Source organism: Vogesella fluminis (assembly GCF_014652335.1).
GTDB lineage: Bacteria > Pseudomonadota > Gammaproteobacteria > Burkholderiales > Chromobacteriaceae > Vogesella > Vogesella fluminis.
Genome location: NZ_BMYP01000001.1, coordinates 73,109 through 90,661, shown reverse-complemented (window position 1 = coordinate 90,661; position 17,553 = coordinate 73,109). Strand labels below are relative to the sequence as shown.

14 protein-coding genes are annotated in these 17,553 nt (G+C 66.2%); 8 read left to right on the top strand and 6 right to left on the bottom strand.

What is annotated here, in order from left to right; all coding sequences use genetic code 11:
* The first annotated feature begins 231 nt into the window (after positions 1–231).
* From tkt to IE083_RS00375, 6 genes are all read left to right on the top strand, one after another.
* Positions 232–2,223, top strand: a complete 1,992-nt coding sequence (tkt, locus tag IE083_RS00400; RefSeq protein WP_189351663.1) for a transketolase — start codon at positions 232–234, stop codon at positions 2,221–2,223.
* Positions 2,224–2,341: 118 nt separating this feature from the next.
* Positions 2,342–3,355, top strand: coding sequence for a type I glyceraldehyde-3-phosphate dehydrogenase (gene gap / locus IE083_RS00395; protein ID WP_189351662.1), 1,014 nt, complete (start codon positions 2,342–2,344; stop codon positions 3,353–3,355).
* 175 nt (positions 3,356–3,530) lie between these two features.
* On the top strand, positions 3,531–4,703 hold the full coding sequence (locus IE083_RS00390; protein ID WP_189351661.1) for a phosphoglycerate kinase: 1,173 nt from the start codon (positions 3,531–3,533) through the stop codon (positions 4,701–4,703).
* Positions 4,704–4,822: 119 nt separating this feature from the next.
* Positions 4,823–5,458 carry a LysE family translocator gene (locus IE083_RS00385; RefSeq protein ID WP_189351660.1) on the top strand — a complete coding sequence of 212 codons (636 nt, stop codon included), beginning with the start codon at positions 4,823–4,825 and terminating at the stop codon, positions 5,456–5,458.
* Between the two features lie 81 nt (positions 5,459–5,539).
* On the top strand, positions 5,540–6,604 hold the full coding sequence (gene fba / locus IE083_RS00380; RefSeq protein ID WP_189351659.1) for a class II fructose-bisphosphate aldolase: 1,065 nt from the start codon (positions 5,540–5,542) through the stop codon (positions 6,602–6,604).
* 175 nt (positions 6,605–6,779) lie between these two features.
* Entirely contained in the window at positions 6,780–7,574 is a 795-nt protein-coding gene (locus IE083_RS00375; RefSeq protein ID WP_189351658.1) for a TIGR00266 family protein, read from the top strand.
* A 136-nt stretch (positions 7,575–7,710) separates the two neighbouring features.
* On the opposite strand, the gene IE083_RS00370 is transcribed toward IE083_RS00375, so the two are convergent.
* Entirely contained in the window at positions 7,711–7,992 is a 282-nt protein-coding gene (locus tag IE083_RS00370; protein WP_189351657.1) for a hypothetical protein, read from the bottom strand.
* Positions 7,993–8,285: 293 nt separating this feature from the next.
* Between IE083_RS00370 and IE083_RS00365 the strand changes: the two genes are divergently transcribed.
* Positions 8,286–10,109, top strand: a complete 1,824-nt coding sequence (locus IE083_RS00365; RefSeq protein ID WP_189351656.1) for a phosphoenolpyruvate carboxykinase (GTP) — start codon at positions 8,286–8,288, stop codon at positions 10,107–10,109.
* A gap of 190 nt (positions 10,110–10,299) precedes the next feature.
* A complete protein-coding gene (locus IE083_RS00360; protein ID WP_189351655.1) occupies positions 10,300–12,159 on the top strand; it encodes an ABC transporter ATP-binding protein in 1,860 nt (619 codons plus the stop codon).
* A 53-nt stretch (positions 12,160–12,212) separates the two neighbouring features.
* Here the strand turns inward: IE083_RS00360 and IE083_RS00355 are convergent, their stop codons facing one another.
* The 5 genes from IE083_RS00355 to IE083_RS00335 form a co-directional block, all read right to left on the bottom strand.
* Positions 12,213–12,857 carry a tetratricopeptide repeat protein gene (locus IE083_RS00355; protein WP_189351654.1) on the bottom strand — a complete coding sequence of 215 codons (645 nt, stop codon included), beginning with the start codon at positions 12,855–12,857 and terminating at the stop codon, positions 12,213–12,215.
* Positions 12,858–13,096: 239 nt separating this feature from the next.
* A complete protein-coding gene (locus tag IE083_RS00350; RefSeq protein WP_189351653.1) occupies positions 13,097–13,288 on the bottom strand; it encodes a Lar family restriction alleviation protein in 192 nt (63 codons plus the stop codon).
* A 144-nt stretch (positions 13,289–13,432) separates the two neighbouring features.
* The gene (locus IE083_RS00345; protein ID WP_229799515.1) at positions 13,433–14,083 is read right to left on the bottom strand and encodes a YiaD family glycine zipper/OmpA-like lipoprotein; all 651 of its coding nucleotides are present in this window, start codon (positions 14,081–14,083) and stop codon (positions 13,433–13,435) included.
* A gap of 256 nt (positions 14,084–14,339) precedes the next feature.
* Entirely contained in the window at positions 14,340–15,956 is a 1,617-nt protein-coding gene (locus IE083_RS00340) for an NAD(P)/FAD-dependent oxidoreductase (protein WP_189351652.1), read from the bottom strand.
* 247 nt (positions 15,957–16,203) lie between these two features.
* Positions 16,204–17,526: an IS4 family transposase gene (locus IE083_RS00335; protein ID WP_189351651.1), complete on the bottom strand. Its 1,323-nt coding sequence runs from the start codon at positions 17,524–17,526 to the stop codon at positions 16,204–16,206.
* Positions 17,527–17,553: the final 27 nt, after the last annotated feature.

The window sequence follows — 17,553 nt, the reverse complement described above, 5'->3', positions numbered from 1 at the left end:
CACGGTGGCGGCATAAGCCCCGGCAAATGACTCACCATTGGCATGGTTATACCCGCTGGCACCGCCTTTCTGCCGAAAATCCTGCCCCTTGCCCCGCCGCAGCCTGCGGCCAACCTTGCCTGAAAAGACCGAACTCAGCGATAATTCCATGATTTCGCAACGGTTACCCCGTCGGCAAAAGCGATGGCGTCACTGTTGTTCCGGTTCCCTACAAATTGAGGTTCTTCCCGCATGGTCTCCCGCACCGAGCTTGCCAATGCCGTACGCTTCCTGTCGATGGACGCGGTGGAAAAGGCCAAATCCGGTCACCCCGGCGCCCCGATGGGCATGGCGGATATCGCCGAAGTACTGTGGCGCGATTATCTGAAGCATAGCCCTGCCAATCCGGACTGGTCCAACCGCGACCGCTTCGTGCTCTCCAACGGCCACGGCTCCATGCTGCTGTACAGCCTGCTGCATCTCACCGGCTACGACCTTTCGATCGACGACCTCAAGAACTTCCGCCAGCTGCACAGCAAGACGCCGGGCCACCCGGAATACGGCTACGCACCGGGCGTGGAGACCACCACCGGCCCGCTGGGCCAGGGCATCAGCAACGCGGTGGGCATGGCGCTGGCCGAGAAGATCCTCGCCGCCGAATTCAACCGCGACGGCTTCCCGATCGTCGATCACTACACCTACGCCTTCCTCGGCGACGGCTGCATGATGGAAGGCATCAGCCACGAAGCCTGCGCGCTGGCCGGCACCTGGGGCCTGGGCAAACTGATTGCGTTCTACGACGACAACGGTATTTCCATCGACGGCGATGTCGAAGGCTGGTTCACCGACGACACCCCGGCCCGCTTCGAAGCCTACGGCTGGCAGGTGATCCGCCACGTCGACGGCCACGACGCCGAAGAACTGCAGATCGCCATCGCCACCGCGAAGAAGGAAACCGCGCGGCCAACCCTGATCTGCTGCAAGACCGTGATCGGCAAGGGCGCACCGAACAAGGAAGGCGGCCACGACGTGCACGGCGCGCCGCTGGGCAGCGCCGAAATCACTGCCGCGCGCGCCAACCTGAAGTGGGCATACGAGCCGTTCGTGATCCCGCAGGACATCTACGACGCGTGGAACTACCGCGCCAAGGGCAGCGAGCTGGAAGCCGGCTGGAACCAGCTGTTCGCCGACTACGCCGCCGCGCATCCGGAACTGGCCGCCGAGTACACCCGCCGCATGGCCGGCGAGCTGCCGGCCGGCTGGGACGCGCACGTCGCCGCCAAGATCGCCGCCGTGGGCGACAAGGGTGAGACCATCGCCACCCGCAAGGCCTCGCAGAACGCCATCGCCGCGCTGGCCGAGGTATTGCCGGAACTGGTGGGCGGCTCCGCCGACCTGACACCGTCCAACCTGACCAACTGGCCGGGTTCCGTTGCCGTGACCGCCGAAGCCGGCGGCAACTACATCCACTACGGCGTGCGCGAGTTCGGCATGGCCGCGATCATGAACGGCCTGGCTCTGCATGGCGGCGTGAAGCCGTTCGGCGCCACCTTCCTGATGTTCAGCGAATACGCGCGCAATGCGCTGCGCATGGCCGCGCTGATGAAGATCAACCCGGTGTTCGTGTTCACCCACGATTCCATCGGCCTGGGCGAAGACGGCCCGACCCACCAGCCGGTGGAGCAGATCGCCACCCTGCGCCTGATCCCGAACATGGCGGTATGGCGCCCGTGCGACACCGTGGAATCCATGGTGGCCTGGGCCGAGGCGCTGGCCGCCAAGGACCACCCGTCCTGCCTGATCTTCAGCCGCCAGAACCTGCCCTTCGTCAGCCGTGACGCCGCGCAGATCGCCGGCGTGAAGAAGGGCGGCTACGTGCTGCGCGATGCGGCCGACGCCAAGGCGGTACTGATCGCCACCGGCTCGGAAGTGGAGCTGGCGCTGAAGGCGCAGGAAGCGCTGGCCGCCGACGGCATCGCGGTGCGCGTGGTGTCCATGCCGTGCACCAACGCCTTCGACAAGCAGGACAAGGCCTACCAGGCCAGCGTGCTGCCGGCAGGCGTGCCGCGCGTGGCCATCGAGGCCGGTGTCACCGACATCTGGCGCAAGTACGTGGGCCTGGAAGGCGACGTGGTCGGCATCGACCACTTCGGCGAATCCGCCCCGGCCGGCGTGCTGTTCAAGGAATTCGGCTTCACCGTGGACAACGTGGTCGCCAAGACCAAGGGCGTGCTCCGCGCATAACACACAGGCCGCCCCGCCTCGCGCGGGGCGGCCGCTTCGTTTCTGTGCCACCAGACCGGCTATAGCCGGCAGACACGGGCACATTCCGGTTTCAGACATTTTTCTTGGGAGAGAAAACATGACCATCCGTATCGCGATCAACGGCTACGGCCGCATCGGCCGCCAGGCACTGCGCTCCATCTACGAATACAAGCTGGGCAATGATTTCCAGATCGTGGCGGTGAACGCCTCCGGCGATCTGGCCACCAACGCGCACCTGACCAAGTTCGACACCGTGCACGGCCGTTTCGACGCCGAAGTGAGCCACGACGAGACCAACCTGATCGTCAACGGCGACGTGATCCCGTTCTTCTCCACCCGCAACCCGGCCGAACTGCCGTGGGACAAGCTGCAGGTGGATCTGGTGCTGGAGTGCACCGGCTCGTTCACCACCAAGGAAAAGTGCCAGGCGCACATCAATGCCGGCGCCAAGAAGGTGCTGATCTCGGCCCCGGGCGGCGACGACGTGGACGCCACCATCGTGTACGGCGTCAACCATGACGTGCTGACCGCCGACATGACCGTGGTGTCCAACGCGTCCTGCACCACCAACTGCCTGGCCCCGGTGGCCAAGGCGCTGAACGACGCCATCGGCATCAAGAAGGGGCTGATGACCACCATTCACGCCTTCACCAACGACCAGGTGCTGACCGACGTGCGTCACAAGGACCTGCGCCGCGCCCGTTCCGCCACCGACAACCTGATCCCGACCAAGACCGGCGCCGCCAAGGCGGTGGGTCTGGTGCTGCCGGAGCTGAAGGGCCGTCTGGACGGCTTCTCGGTACGCGTGCCGACCATCAACGTGTCGCTGGTCGACCTGACCTTCACCGCCATGCGCGACACCACCAAGGACGAGATCAACGAGATCATCCTGAAGGCGTCCAAAGGCAGCATGAAGGGCACCCTGGGTTACAACACCCTGCCGCTGGTCTCCAGCGACTTCAACCACAGCACCGAAGGCTCCATCTTCGACGCCACCCTGACCAAGGTCACCGGCGGCAACATGGTGAAGGTGCTGGCCTGGTACGACAACGAGTGGGGCTTCTGCCAGCAGATGCTGAAGACCGCGCGCGCGATGTTTGCAGCAAAATAAAGCCAGACCATGCCGCCGGCCGCAAGGTTGGCCGCATGCCTGGTAGGGTGGGCCGGACACGTCCGGCCCACACCGTTGTTTGAACGGCAATGCGACGATCTGCCTGCGGGCAGATCATCGCATTCCGGGCGATGGTGGGCCGAACCGCCCACCCTACCTAGCTGAGGAGATGAAATTGCAATTCAAGAAACTGACCGATCTGGACCTGGCCGGCAAGCGCGTCCTGATCCGCGTCGACATGAACGTGCCGGTGAAGAACGGTGTGATCGGTGACGACACCCGCATCCGCGCCAGCCTGCCGTCCATCAAGCACTGCCTGCAGGCCGGTGCCAGCGTGATCCTGATGACCCACCTCGGCCGCCCGACCGAAGGCGAGCCGAAGCCGGAAGACAGCCTGGCGCCGGTGGCCGCGCGCCTGTCCGAGCTGCTGTGCCAGCGCGTCACCGTGTCCGACAGCTGGCAGGCCGGCCTGCCGTTGGCCGCAGGTGACGTGGTGATGCTGGAAAACGTGCGCCTGAACAAGGGCGAGAAAAAGAACAACGCCGAACTGGGCCAGGCTTACGCCAGCCTGTGCGACGTGTTCGTCAACGACGCCTTCGGCACCGCACACCGCGCCGAAGCGTCCACCCACGCCGTGGCGCAGTTCGCGCCGGTCGCCTGCGCCGGCATCCTGCTCGCCGCTGAGCTGGACGCACTGGGCAAGGCGCTGCTGGCGCCGGCGCGCCCGCTGGTGGCCATCGTCGCCGGCTCCAAGGTATCGACCAAGCTGACCATCCTCGAGGCGCTGGCCGACAAGGTGGACCAGCTGATCGTCGGCGGCGGCATCGCCAACACCTTCCTGCTGGCCGAAGGCAAGACCATCGGCAAATCGCTGGCCGAGGCCGACCTGGTGGACGACGCCCGCCGCGTGATCGCCAAGATCCGCACCCGCGGCGGCAATGTGCCGCTGCCCAGCGACGTGGTATGCGCCAGCGAGTTCTCCGACACCGCCACCGCCACGCTGAAGAACGTGGCGGAGGTGACGGCCGACGACATGATCCTGGACATCGGCCCGGACTCGGCCAAGGTGCTGGCCGACATCGTCGCCAAGGCCGGCACCGTGGTGTGGAACGGCCCGGTCGGCGTGTTCGAGATCGAGCAGTTCAGCCACGGCACCCAGGCACTGGGCGAGGCCATCGCCAAGTCGGCGGCGTTCTCCATCGCCGGCGGTGGCGACACCCTGGCGGCGATCGCCAAGTACGGCCTGACCGAGCAGATCAGCTACATCTCCACCGGCGGCGGTGCCTTCCTCGAGTTCCTGGAAGGCAAGAAACTGCCGGCGGTGGCGATTCTGGCCGAGCGCGCCTGAGCGTAACGCTGTCACCGCGCGGCCAACGTTGGCCGCACGGCAATGCTGTAACTTGCCGGGTACAGGCTTCGCGCCTAGACTCGGCAACACCCCCATTACAGATGCAAGGAGCAGCGCCCATGGCCTTCGATACCTGGCTGATCTTCGTGGTGACGGTGTTTTTCGTGTCCGCCACCCCCGGCCCCAACATGCTGCTGGCGATGAGCCACGGCATCCGCTTCGGCCTGCGCGGCGCGCTGCCGACCATGGCCGGCCTGCTGCTGGCGCTGGGCCTGATCATGGGCGGTTCTGCCGCCGGCCTCGGCGCGCTGCTGGCCGCCTCCGAGCTGTTGTTTTCCATCGTCAAGTACGCCGGCGCCGGCTATCTGGTGTGGCTGGGCTACCAGGCCTGGCGCGCACCGGTCAGCGAGCGCATGGGCAGCGACGGTGACGACGACGGCGCGGCCGCCGTCAGCAACTGGCAGCGCTTTCGCACCGGCTTCCTGGTGGCGATGAGCAATCCGAAGGCCTTCGTATTCTTTGCCGCGCTGTTCCCGCAGTTCATGCGCGCCGATGCACCGCAAATGCCGCAACTGGTGGTGCTGGCCGGCACCTTCTACGTGATCGAGAGCAGCTGGCAGGTGGTGTACGCCTTCGGCGGCGCCAGGCTCAAGCACTGGATCACCAGCCCGCTGCGCCAGCGCCTGATGAACCGCTTCGCCGGCGGCTCGTTCATGGCTGCCGGCGTGGCGCTGAGCACCGTCAGCCGCGCCTGAACCACCGGCCGTTGCGGCCAACCTTTTTCCGCGCCGGCCACGGCGGGCGCGACAAGCATTCAACTACTGGAGACTCACCCCATGGCACTCGTTTCGATGCGTCAGCTGCTGGACCACGCAGCAGAATTCAGCTACGGCCTGCCGGCCTTCAACGTCAACAATCTGGAACAGATGCGCGCCATCATGGAAGCCGCCGACAAGGTCGACGCCCCGGTGATCGTGCAGGCCTCGGCCGGTGCGCGCAAATACGCCGGCGCGCCGTTCCTGCGCCACCTGATCCTGGCGGCGGTGGAAGAATTCCCGCATATCCCGGTGGTGATGCACCAGGACCATGGCACCAGCCCGGACGTGTGCCAGCGCTCGATCCAGCTGGGTTTCAGCTCGGTGATGATGGACGGCTCGCTGAAGTCCGACGGCAAGACCCCGGCCGACTACGACTACAACGTCGACGTCACCCGCACCGTGGTCAACTTCGCCCACGCCTGCGGCGTGTCGGTGGAAGGCGAGATCGGCTGCCTGGGTAGCCTGGAAACCGGCATGGCCGGCGAGGAAGACGGCGTCGGCGCCGAAGGCGTGCTCGACCACAGCCAGCTGCTGACCGATCCGGAAGAAGCCGCCCAGTTCGTCAAGGACACCGGCGTGGACGCGCTGGCCATCGCCATCGGCACCAGCCACGGCGCCTACAAGTTCAGCAAGAAGCCGACCGGCGACGTGCTGCGCATCGACCGCATCAAGGAAATCCACGCCCGCATCCCCAACACCCACCTGGTGATGCACGGCTCCTCCAGCGTACCGCAGGAATGGCTGCAGATCATCAACGAGTTCGGTGGCGAGCTGGGCGAGACCTACGGCGTGCCGGTGGAAGAGATCGTGGAAGGCATCAAGCACGGCGTGCGCAAGGTCAACATCGACACCGACCTGCGCCTGGCCTCCACCGGCGCCATCCGCCGCTTCCTGGCGCAGAACCCGAAGGAATTCGACCCGCGCAAATACCTGAAGGTGTCCACCGACGCGATGCGCGACATCGTGCTGGCCCGTTACGAAGCCTTCGGCGCCGCCGGCATGGCCAGCAAGATCAAGCCGGTAAGCCTGGACGCCATGGCCAACCTGTACCTGAAAGGCCAGCTGGCGCAGATCGTGAAGTAAGCACGGCCCGCCCCATGCCAAACGCCACTTTGCGGAGTGGCGTTTTTTGTTGCCTGCGGCCAACGTTGGCCGCAGCGGGCATCCCCGGCGGGCAGTGCTGCTGCACCGGTTTTGCATTCGGCATGGCCAGCCGCTAGCATGAGCGCATGCCGGCATGGTGCCCAAGGAGAGCGAAATGGCAATGGATGTGATCGACTACCAGATCTTCGGTGATGACATGCAGTACGTGGAGGTGGAGCTGGACCCCGGTGAGGCCGCGGTCGGCGAGGCCGGCGCGCTGTACTACATGGAAGACGATGTCAGCATGGACACCGTGTTCGGCGACGGCTCGGCGGCGCAGAGCGGGCTGCTGGGCAAGCTGCTGGGTGCCGGCAAGCGGCTGATCACCGGCGAATCGCTGTTCACCACCGTCTACCTCAACCAGGGCCAGCGCAAGCGCCGCGTCGCCTTTGCCGCCAGCTACCCCGGCAAGATCGTGCCGGTGCACCTTCTGGAGCTGGGCGGCACGCTGTACGCGCAGAAGGACAGCTTCCTCGCCGCCGCCAAGGGCGTCAGCCTCAGCCTCGCGTTCCAGAAGAAGATCGGCACCGGCCTGTTCGGCGGCGAGGGCTTCATCATGCAGAAGCTGGACGGCGACGGCTACGTGTTCCTGCACGCCGGTGGCACGCTGACCAGCCGCCAGCTGCAGCCGGGCGAGGTGCTGCGTGTCGATACCGGCTGCGTGGTCGCCTACCAGCCGACGGTGGATTTCGATATCGAGTACGTCGGCAAGCTGAAGTCGGCGCTGTTCGGCGGTGAAGGACTGTTCTTTGCCAAACTGACCGGCCCCGGCCACGTGTGGCTGCAGTCGCTGCCGCTGTCGCGCCTGGCCGACCGCATCGTCGCCGCCAGCCCCAAGGCCGGCGGCGGCAGCAGCGAGCAGGGTTCGCTGCTGGGCGGCCTCGGTAACATCCTCGACGGCAAGGATTAGGGGCTGTTAACGCTTGTTTTGCCCGGCGCATCGCTTTGTCAAACGGCCCTGGCAGGGAATAACCCTGCCAGGGCCATTTTTGTGCGCGGCATCCGGGCAAAGCCGGCTGCGGCGATGACACAAGCGCTGACGGGTCCTAACCGGCCAGCGCCGCCAGCAACTTGTCCGGCTGCCGGTGCTCGCTCAGTGCCAGGCGAATGCGGTTGAACGCGGTGCTGGCCAGCTGTGGGTGCTTGGCAAACGGCACCAGGCCGTCGTGCGGCCAGCCGGCGGCCTGCAGTACCTGCTTGCGGAAGGCACTGCCGGCGACGCCGCCGCCGCCCATCTGCATCAGTTGTTGCTCGATCAGGGCATGCGGGAACGGGGTGCGGCGCAGGGTGCTGAAATGGTCCGGGTGTACGGCTTCGTCAAAGGTCATGTTTACTCCTTCTTTGTCATTGTCATCGCATTGAACACGTGATGGCCGTTGCCGGCAAGTCCTGTTTGCAGCGGCCGTTGCGGCCAACCTTGCGGCTCGTAGTCCACTGCTTACGCACCGATGCCGCGTGGCGCCCAATTTTTGTTTTTCACGCAACAATTCCCTGTTTTTTGCATGAAAGCTTGTGTTTGTTTGCGTTGTTGCCGGTTGTCATGAACTGCGACGACTACAAATCGGCGACAATGACGGACCCGGTAGTCCCCCTCTGTCCATCCCTGTTGTCGAGGTTTGTCATGTCGCTGCAAGCACCGTCCTATATTCAGCATTCCGAACTCATCGCCTGGGTTGCCCGCGTGGCCGCCCTGACCAAGCCGGCCGCCGTACACTGGGTGGACGGTTCGGCCGAAGAAAACGAGCAGTTGCTGGCGCAAATGGTCAAGGCCGGTACCCTGACCCGCCTCAACCCGGCCAAGCGCCCCAATTCCTACGCCGCCTTCTCCGATCCGTCCGACGTGGCGCGGGTGGAAGACCGCACCTATGTCTGCAGCGCGCACAAGGCCGACGCCGGTCCCAACAATAACTGGATGGCGCCGGACGAGATGCGCGGCACGCTGAACGGCCTGTTCGACGGCTGCATGGCCGGCCGCACCCTGTACGTGATCCCGTTCAGCATGGGCCCGCTCGGCAGCCCGATCGCCCACATCGGCATCGAGATCACCGATTCGCCGTACGTAGTGGCGTCGATGCGCATCATGACCCGCATGGGCCGCGCGGTGTACGAGGTGCTGGGCAAGGACGGCGATTTCGTGCCCTGCGTGCACTCGGTGGGCGCGCCGCTGGCCGCCGGAGCGGCCGACAAGCCGTGGCCGTGCAACCCGGACACCAAGTACATCGTGCACTTCCCGGAATCGCGCGAGATCTGGTCCTACGGCTCCGGCTACGGCGGCAACGCGCTGCTGGGCAAGAAGTGCTTCGCGCTGCGCATCGCCTCCACCATGGGCCGCGACCAGGGCTGGCTGGCCGAGCACATGCTGATCCTCGGCGTGGAAAGCCCGCAGGGCGAGAAATCCTACGTCGCGGCGGCCTTCCCCAGCGCCTGCGGCAAGACCAACTTCGCGATGCTGATCCCGCCCAAGAGCTACCACGGCTGGAAAGTGACCACCGTCGGCGACGACATCGCCTGGATCAAGCCGGGTGCCGACGGCAAGCTGTACGCGATCAACCCGGAAAACGGCTACTTCGGCGTGGCGCCGGGCACCTCGGTAAAATCCAACCCCAACGCGATGGCGATGCTGCACGAGAACGTGATCTTCACCAACGTGGCGCTGACCGACGACGGCGACGTGTGGTGGGAAGGCATGAGCAAGGAGCTGCCTGCGCACCTCACCGACTGGCAGGGCCAGGACTGGACGCCGGCCATCGCCAAGGAAACCGGGCGCAAGGCGGCGCACCCGAACGCGCGCTTCACCGTGTCGGCCCAGCAGTGCCCGTCGCTGGACGCGGCGTGGAACGACCCGGCCGGGGTGCCGATCTCGGCCTTCATCTTCGGCGGCCGTCGCTCTTCCACCGTGCCGCTGGTGTTCCAGGCCGCCGGCTGGGCCGAGGGCGTGTACATGGCGGCGACCATGGGCTCGGAAACCACCGCCGCCGCCTTTGGCGCGCAGGGCGTCACCCGCCGCGACCCGTTCGCGATGCTGCCGTTCTGCGGTTACCACATGGGCGACTACTTCCAGCACTGGCTGGACATCGGCCAGCGCGTCAGCCAGGCACCGGGCATCTTCTGCGTCAACTGGTTCCGCACCGACAAGGACGGCAACTTCCTGTGGCCGGGCTTCGGCGACAATATGCGCGTGCTGGAGTGGATCGTCGGCCGCGTGCAGGGCCGCGCCGAGGCGGTGTCCGGCCCGCTGGGCTGGGTGCCGGAACACGGCCACCTGAACTGGGACGGCCTGGACGAGGTCACCGCCGAGCGCTTTGCCGCGCTGATGGCGCTGGACCACAGCACCTGGCAGCACGAGCTGGCGGCGCACGACGAGTGGTTCGCCAAGCTGGCCGACCGCCTGCCGCCGGCCCTGGCGGCGCAGCGTACCCGCCTCAGCGCGGCGCTGATCGCCTGACCAGCGGTTTTTGCTGCACAAAACGGCTGCCCGCGGGCAGCCGTTTTTGTTTGCGGCCAACCCTGGCCGGCTGCGCTACAGTGCGATAAAGATGTTGCGCATTGATACGCTTGACGCTATTGTCATTGTCCGATTTTATAACCTGTACTGGCATAAGCTTGCTGTTATGTCGGGAAAAGGAGTGTTCTTTATGCTGTCATGGTTCGAAAGCCGGGTGAATCCCTACCCGGATACCCCGCCCGCGCAACCGCCGCAAGGCTTCTTCCCCTTCATCTGGGCGGCCACCGCCGGCACGCGGCCGCTGATCCTGGCGATGACCACGCTCACCGCCTGTATCGGCGCCTTCGAGGCGCTGCTGTTCTCCATGCTTGGCTCGGTGGTGGACTGGCTGGGCAAGGTGCCGCCGGCGCTGCTGTGGCAGGAGCAGAAGCACAACCTGCTGCTCTTGGCCGGCATCCTGCTGGCCAGCCCGCTGCTGATCGCCTTGCAGGCGATGTGCAAATACCAGGGCCTGGCCGGCAACTTTCCGATGCGCCTGCGCTGGATCTACCACCGCCACCTGCTCGGCCAGAGCATGAGCTTCTACCAGGACGAATTCGCCGGCCGCGTGTCGGCCAAGGTGATGCAGACCGCGCTGGCGGTGCGCGACACGGTGATGATCGTCACCGACATCCTGGTGTTCGTGGTGATCTACTTCGTCACCATGATCGCGGTGGTCGGCAGCTTCGATACCGCGCTGCTGTGGCCGTTCATCGGCTGGCTGCTGCTGTACGTGGCGACGCTGGCCTACTTCGTGCCGCGGCTGGGCCGTGCCGCCAGCGCGCAGGCCGACGCGCGCAGCCTGATGACCGGGCGCATCACCGACGCCTATACCAATATCGCCACCGTCAAGCTGTTCTCGCACGGCCAGCGCGAGGCCGGCTTCGCCCGCGGCGCGATGCAGGAATTCCTGGCCACCGCCTACCGCCAGATGCGGCTGGTCAGCGGCTTCGAGATCGTCAATCACCTGCTGAGCATGCTGCTGATCGCCAGCACCGCCGGCGCCACGCTGTGGCTGTGGACGCGCGGCGTGGTCGGCGTCGGCGCGGTGGCGGCGGCCACCGCGATGGCGCTGCGCCTGAACGGCATCTCGCACTGGATCATGTGGGAGATGTCCAGCCTGTTCGAGCACATCGGCACGGTGCAGGACGGCATCAACACGCTGTCGCGCGCGGTGGCGATCAAGGACGCGCCGCAGGCGCAGCCGCTCAAGGTTGGCCGCGGCGAGGTGCGCTTCGAGCAGGTCAGCTTCGGCTACGGCGGCACGCGCCCGGTGATCGACGAGCTGACACTGACCATCCGCCCCGGCGAGAAGATCGGCCTCGTCGGCCGCAGCGGTGCCGGCAAGTCCACCATCGTCAACCTGCTGCTGCGCTTCTACGACGTGGAAAGCGGCCGCATCCTGATCGACGGCCAGGACGTCAGCCAGGTGGCGCAGGACAGCCTGCGCGCGCAGGTGGGGATGGTGACGCAGGACACCTCGCTGCTGCACCGCTCGGTGCGCGACAACCTGCTGTACGGCCGTAGCGACGCCAGCGACGCGCAGATGATCGCCGCCGCCGAGCGCGCCGAGGCGCATGAATTCATCCAGACGCTGACCGATCCGAAAGGGCGCAGCGGCTACGACGCCCACGTCGGCGAGCGCGGCGTGAAGCTGTCCGGCGGCCAGCGCCAGCGCATCGCCATCGCGCGGGTGATGCTGAAGGACGCGCCGATCCTGCTGCTGGACGAGGCCACCAGCGCGCTGGATTCCGAGGTGGAAGCGGCGATCCAGCGCAGCCTGTACCGGCTGATGGAAGGCAAGACCGTGGTAGCCATCGCGCACCGGCTGTCGACCATCGCGGCGATGGACAGACTGATCGTGCTGGACAAGGGCCGCATCGTGGAGGAAGGCAGCCACGATACACTGCTGGCCAGAGGCGGCCTGTACGCGCGGCTGTGGGCGCATCAGAGCGGCGGCTTCCTCGGCGAGGAGGCGGAGGACGACGAGACGGTGCTCAGCCTGGGTTGAGCGCGGCACAGACGGCAACGGCGGGGTTTCCCCGCCGTTCTGCATGCCGCGGCCTACAGCGCCTGGCCGTTGATCTGCTTCGCCAGCTCGATTGCCTTCAGCGTGGCGGCGACATCGCCCTGCACCCCTGCCTTGGCATACCAGCGGATCGCGCTTTCCAGGTCGCGGCGCACGCCGTGGCCGAACTCGTACATGCTGGCGATCAGGTATTGCGCGCCGGCGTCGCCCTGCTCCGCGGCCTTTTCATACCAGTAGGCGGCGCGGGCGTAGTCCTGCGGCGCGCCGCGGCCGAGGAAGAACTGGGTGCCGAGGTCGATCTGCGCCACGATCAGGCCGTGGTTGGCCGCACGGTCGAACCAGTAGGTGGCGCGCGTCAGCGACTTGGGCACCGCGTCGCCGTTCTCGTACAGGATGCCCAGTGCGTGCTCGGCCTGCGGCAGCTGCTGCTCGGCGGCCCTGTGCAGCCAGTACAGCGCCTTGGGCTTGCTGCTGGCGACGGCCTCGCCATGCCAGTACAGCATCGCCAGATTGAAGGCGGCGACCCGGTCGCCGGCGCCGGCTGCCTCCTCGAACAGCTGGCGCGCATGGGCCAGCTTGCCGTCGCGGTAATCCTGCCAGCCGGGTACCGGCGGCGGCTCGGCGGCCAGTGCGGGCGTCGCGCCCAGTATCAGGCACAGCAGCAAAGACAGATGTCGCATGGCGTTCCCCTTCCGTCCGGAGCGGGTGCGCTTACAAGCCCCGGCGCCGGTAAATGGCGTCCGGCCCGTGCGGCTGCCGGTCTTCGCCATACTGGAAACCGTACGGCGCGAACGGCTCGTCGCCGACCACGCGCCGGCCGCTGCCGGAGGTACCGCACCTGGCAGCTCCGGCTTTATCCTGATTTCATGCTAGACCATGGCCGGTACAATGGCCGCTTTCGCGGCCGGCGACATTCAATTCAGCAGATCTTGTTCCAGTTGGCGATCGCTTCCTTGCGGTTGTCGGCCTGCGAGCCGATCGCCGAGCAGGTGCCCTGGCCTGCATAGCGCGAGCACTGCACCCAGAAACGGCGTGAGCCGGCTTTGACTACCTCGGCGGGGGCGCCGCACTTGTAGCAGGGTTTGGGGGTGACGGGCGTGATGTCGCTCATGTTCGGCTCGCTGGATAAGGGAAAGGGATGGCGATGATAGCGCAAAGCCTGCGGCCAACGTTGCCGGTGCCGGCATCATGGCGCCGCCATGCAGGCATGCCCCTGTCGTATGGCGGCAGGGGCGCTGGCGGCAGCGCTGAGGGCTTACTGCCTGATCGGGTCGATGGCGATTTCGACGCGGCGGTTCCTGGCGCGGCCTTCGGCGGTGCCGTTGTCAGCTACCGGCTGGCTGGCGGCGTAACCGACGCTGCGGATGCGCGCGCTAGCGACGCCACGCTGCTGCAGCACGCTGGCCACGGCGGCGGCACGGCGCTCGGACAGGCTCTGGTTCAGCGCCTGGCTGCCGGTGCTGTCGGTGTGGCCGGCCACCACCATGGTGGTGTCGGCGTACTGTGCCAGCACGCCGGCCACGTCACCCAGCGTCTTCACCGCGCCGCTGCCCAGCGTGGCGCTGCCGGTGGCGAAGGTGATGTTTTCCGGCATCACCAGCTTGATCTGGTCGCCGACGCGCTGCACCTGCACCTGGCTGTTGGCCAGTTTTTCGCGCAGCAGTTTTTCCTGGTAGTCCATATAGGCGCCGACACCGGCACCCAGCGCGCCGCAGGCCAGCGCCGAGTTGCGGGCGCCTTTGCCGCCGTGGGTCAGCGCGCCGACGATGCCGCAGGCCGCGGCGGCGCCGAGGCCGTAGGTGGCGGTCTTGCTCATTTCACTCTGGCCGGTCTGCGGATTGACGGCACAACCGGCGACGGCGACGGCGAGGCTGGCGATGGCCAGCGATTTGATGGAAAGCTTCACGGTAGTTCCTTTGCAAGCAAGGGTTTCAACAGGTAGGCGCCCGATGCGTGCCGGGCGCTGTTTATGATCCGGGTTGGCGGGAGGGCCGGCATGTGGCCCTGCGGCCAACCTTGGTTTTAGCACGTCGGGCTGACAATTGCCGCGACGTGACTCGTGTGCATACGGGCGTTTTACCACGCTCGCCGGGCGGTCGCAGCAAAAAATGCGGCGCGCCAGACTGGCGCGCCGCATTTTGACAGCGATGGCCGGGCCGGGTTCAGTGCAGGCCGAGCATGCTTTTCGCCACCGCCTCGGCGATGCGGATGCCGTCGACGCCGGCCGACAGGATGCCGCCGGCGTAACCGGCGCCTTCACCGGCCGGATACAGGCCGCGCACGTTCAGGCTCTGCAGGTCGTCGCCGCGGGTGATGCGCAGCGGCGAGCTGGTGCGCGTCTCCAGCCCGGTCAGCACCGCGTCGTGCATCGTGTAGCCGCGGATCTGGCGGTCGAAGGCCGGCAGCGCCTCGCGCATCGCCTCCACCGCGTACGGCGGCAGGATGCTGGCGAGATCGCTCATCTTCACGCCCGGCTTGTACGACGGCTCGACCTCGCCCAGCTGCGTGGACGGTTTGCCGGCGAGGAAGTCGCCGACCAGCTGCGCCGGCGCCTCGTAGTTCTCGCCGCCGAGCTTGAACGCCAGCTCTTCCAGCTGCCGCTGCAGCGCGATGCCGGCCAGCGGGCCGTCGCCCGGGTAGTCTTCCGGCGTGATGCTGACCACCAGCGCCGAGTTGGCGTTGCGCTCGTTGCGCGAGTACTGGCTCATGCCGTTGGTGACCAGCCGCCCCGGTTCGGAGGCGGCGGCGACCACGGTGCCGCCCGGGCACATGCAGAAGCTGTACACCGCGCGGCCGTTCTTGGCGTGGTGCACCAGCTTGTAGTCGGCGGCGCCCAGGATAGGGTGGCCGGCGTGCTTGCCGTGACGCGCCTTGTCGATCAGCGACTGCGGGTGCTCGATGCGGCAGCCGATGGAGAACGGCTTGGCCTCCATGTACACGCCGCGCGCGTGCAGCATCTCGAAGGTGTCGCGCGCGCTGTGACCCAGCGCCATCACCACGTGGTCGGACAGCAGCTGTTCGCCGTTTTCCAGCACCACGCCGCGCAGCTGGCGCGTATCGCCGTCACCCTCCAGCAGCAGGTCGGTGACCTTGTGCTCGAAGCGGATCTCGCCGCCCAGCTCGATGATGGTGGCGCGCATCTTCTCCACCATGGTCACCAGCTTGAAGGTGCCGATGTGCGGCTTGGCGACGTAGACGATCTCTTCCGGCGCGCCGGCCTTGACGAACTCGTCGATGACCTTGCGGCCGAGGTAGCGCGGGTCCTTGATCTGGCTGTACAGCTTGCCGTCGGAGAAGGTGCCGGCACCGCCCTCGCCGTACTGCACGTTGGATTCCGGGTTCAGCACGTTCTTGCGCCACAGGCCCCAGGTGTCCTTGGTGCGCTGGCGCACTTCCTTGCCGCGTTCCAGCACGATGGGCCTGAAGCCCATCTGCGCCAGGATCAGCGCGGCGAAGATGCCGCAGGGGCCGAAACCGACCACCAGCGGCCGGCACGGCAGCGTCGCCGGCGCCTGGCCGACGTAGTAGTAGTTCATGTCCGGCGTGGCGCCGACGTGCGGGTCGCCCTTGAACTTCTTCAGCAGCGCGTCCTCGCCGGCGACGTCCAGGTCGACGATGTAGATCAGCTGCTGCGAGGAGCGGCGCGCGTCGTAGCTGCGCTTGAAAACGGTGAGCGCGCGGATGGCGCTGTCGGGCACGGCCAGGCGGGCACAGACGGCCTCGCGCAGCGCGGAGTCATGGTGGTCAAGCGGCAGCTTGATTTCGGCGAGTCGCAACATAATCGGGCTTTCATGGGCGGCGGGTAGTGCCGCAAATCGTTGTCAAATCAACAGGGTGCGTATTGTAGGCGAGCGGATGGGCGATGTCAGCAGGGCCAGGGTTGGCCGCAAGGCTTGCGGCCAAGCTTTGGCGGGAACTGTGCGTCTCCGAAAACGGATAACGACATAGTCGTTTAAAGCCATGCACAATCAATATTGTGCCGAGCAAATTCAGCCCGGCTTACCCCATCCCATTACACACAATTCATTAAGCATCAAGCCCGCGTGCGAACCGGAGCCCAGCAGCGAAGTCCATCACCCGTTGTAGCCCCTGCCAGATGGTCTTCACGCCCGGTTCGCCATCACTCTTGCGCCCGAGGAAGCCGCCAAGTTGAGCAACCAGCCGGATCGCCTCATTCAGCCCAGGCGCCGTCACCGGCGGCTTCTTCTTGTTGAGAATGAAGGCCGCCTGCCACTCATCATGCTCGAACAACAGTGCCGCGCTCAGGTCCGGGCAAGTACGGCCCAGCCGCATCAGCCGAGCTATCCGCCAAGCCACCACCATATACAGCGCCAAGGCACGCTCCAGCCGTTCCATGGTCGCCAGTTGCAGCGCTTCCACCCGGCAACCATTTTTCAGCACATGAAAGAACAGCTCGATTTCCCAGCGTGCCCGATACCAATCGATCAGTTCGGTCACCGCTTCCAGATCCGCCGCAGGGCGATTGCTGAGCAGCCGCCACTCCACTGCTTTGACGCCCGCCGGCGCATCCACCTCACGCGCAACGATGCAGGTCACCGCGACGGTACCTCCGTCCCCATCCGGCAGTTCCACGCGTTGCGTCCACAACTGCTGGCGAATCTCGCGTGCCGGCTGCCCCGGTCGGGCGCCCATGGTGAACCGGATTCCACCCAGTGGTTCCGAGTTCGTCACCGCATCCCACAACTTGCCGCCATCCGGCAAGCTGCGGTTATGTTGCGACCGTACCAGCCAATCGGCCGGATGGCCCAAGTCGCGTGCCGCCACCATCAATGCCAGGATGTCCGACTCGCGATCGGCGACATAAACAAGGCGTGTGTCGGGCAGCGCGTTGGCCTGTTCGGCCACGCGCTGATAGCCCTCAATCCAGCGAACACTTTCCTTGATACCGGCACGCTTGCCCGAGGCATCCTTCGATTCACGCGCCCACATATGCGCGTCGAGCACCCCGAGAGGCTCACGAACCGGCGTAACCGCATAGGTCGGATGCAGATACATGCCGCGCTGCGCCTCGTACGAGAGCGGCCCCAGACCATTGATGGCCTGCCCGTTGAAATCCAGCTCGGTCGTATCCTGAATACACAGCACGACCGGGTGGGGGCGCATCCGGTCGACCGAGCGTTGCCAATGCGGCGCCATGATCGCATCCCAGCCCATCTCGTCCTGGGCAAAGAAGCGATACGCTGCGGCCGTTTCGGCCCAGCCGCCACAAGCACCAGGGATGCTGGCTTCTGGATTGGCGGCCAACTGCTCGGCCAGCAGGACGGCGCGTTTGTTCAGGCGTTTGTCGCCCAGATCGAGGTTCGTGAACTCCTGTTCAGCCCAGCTCATCCTGTCATCCAAAATCGGTGGGGCGTA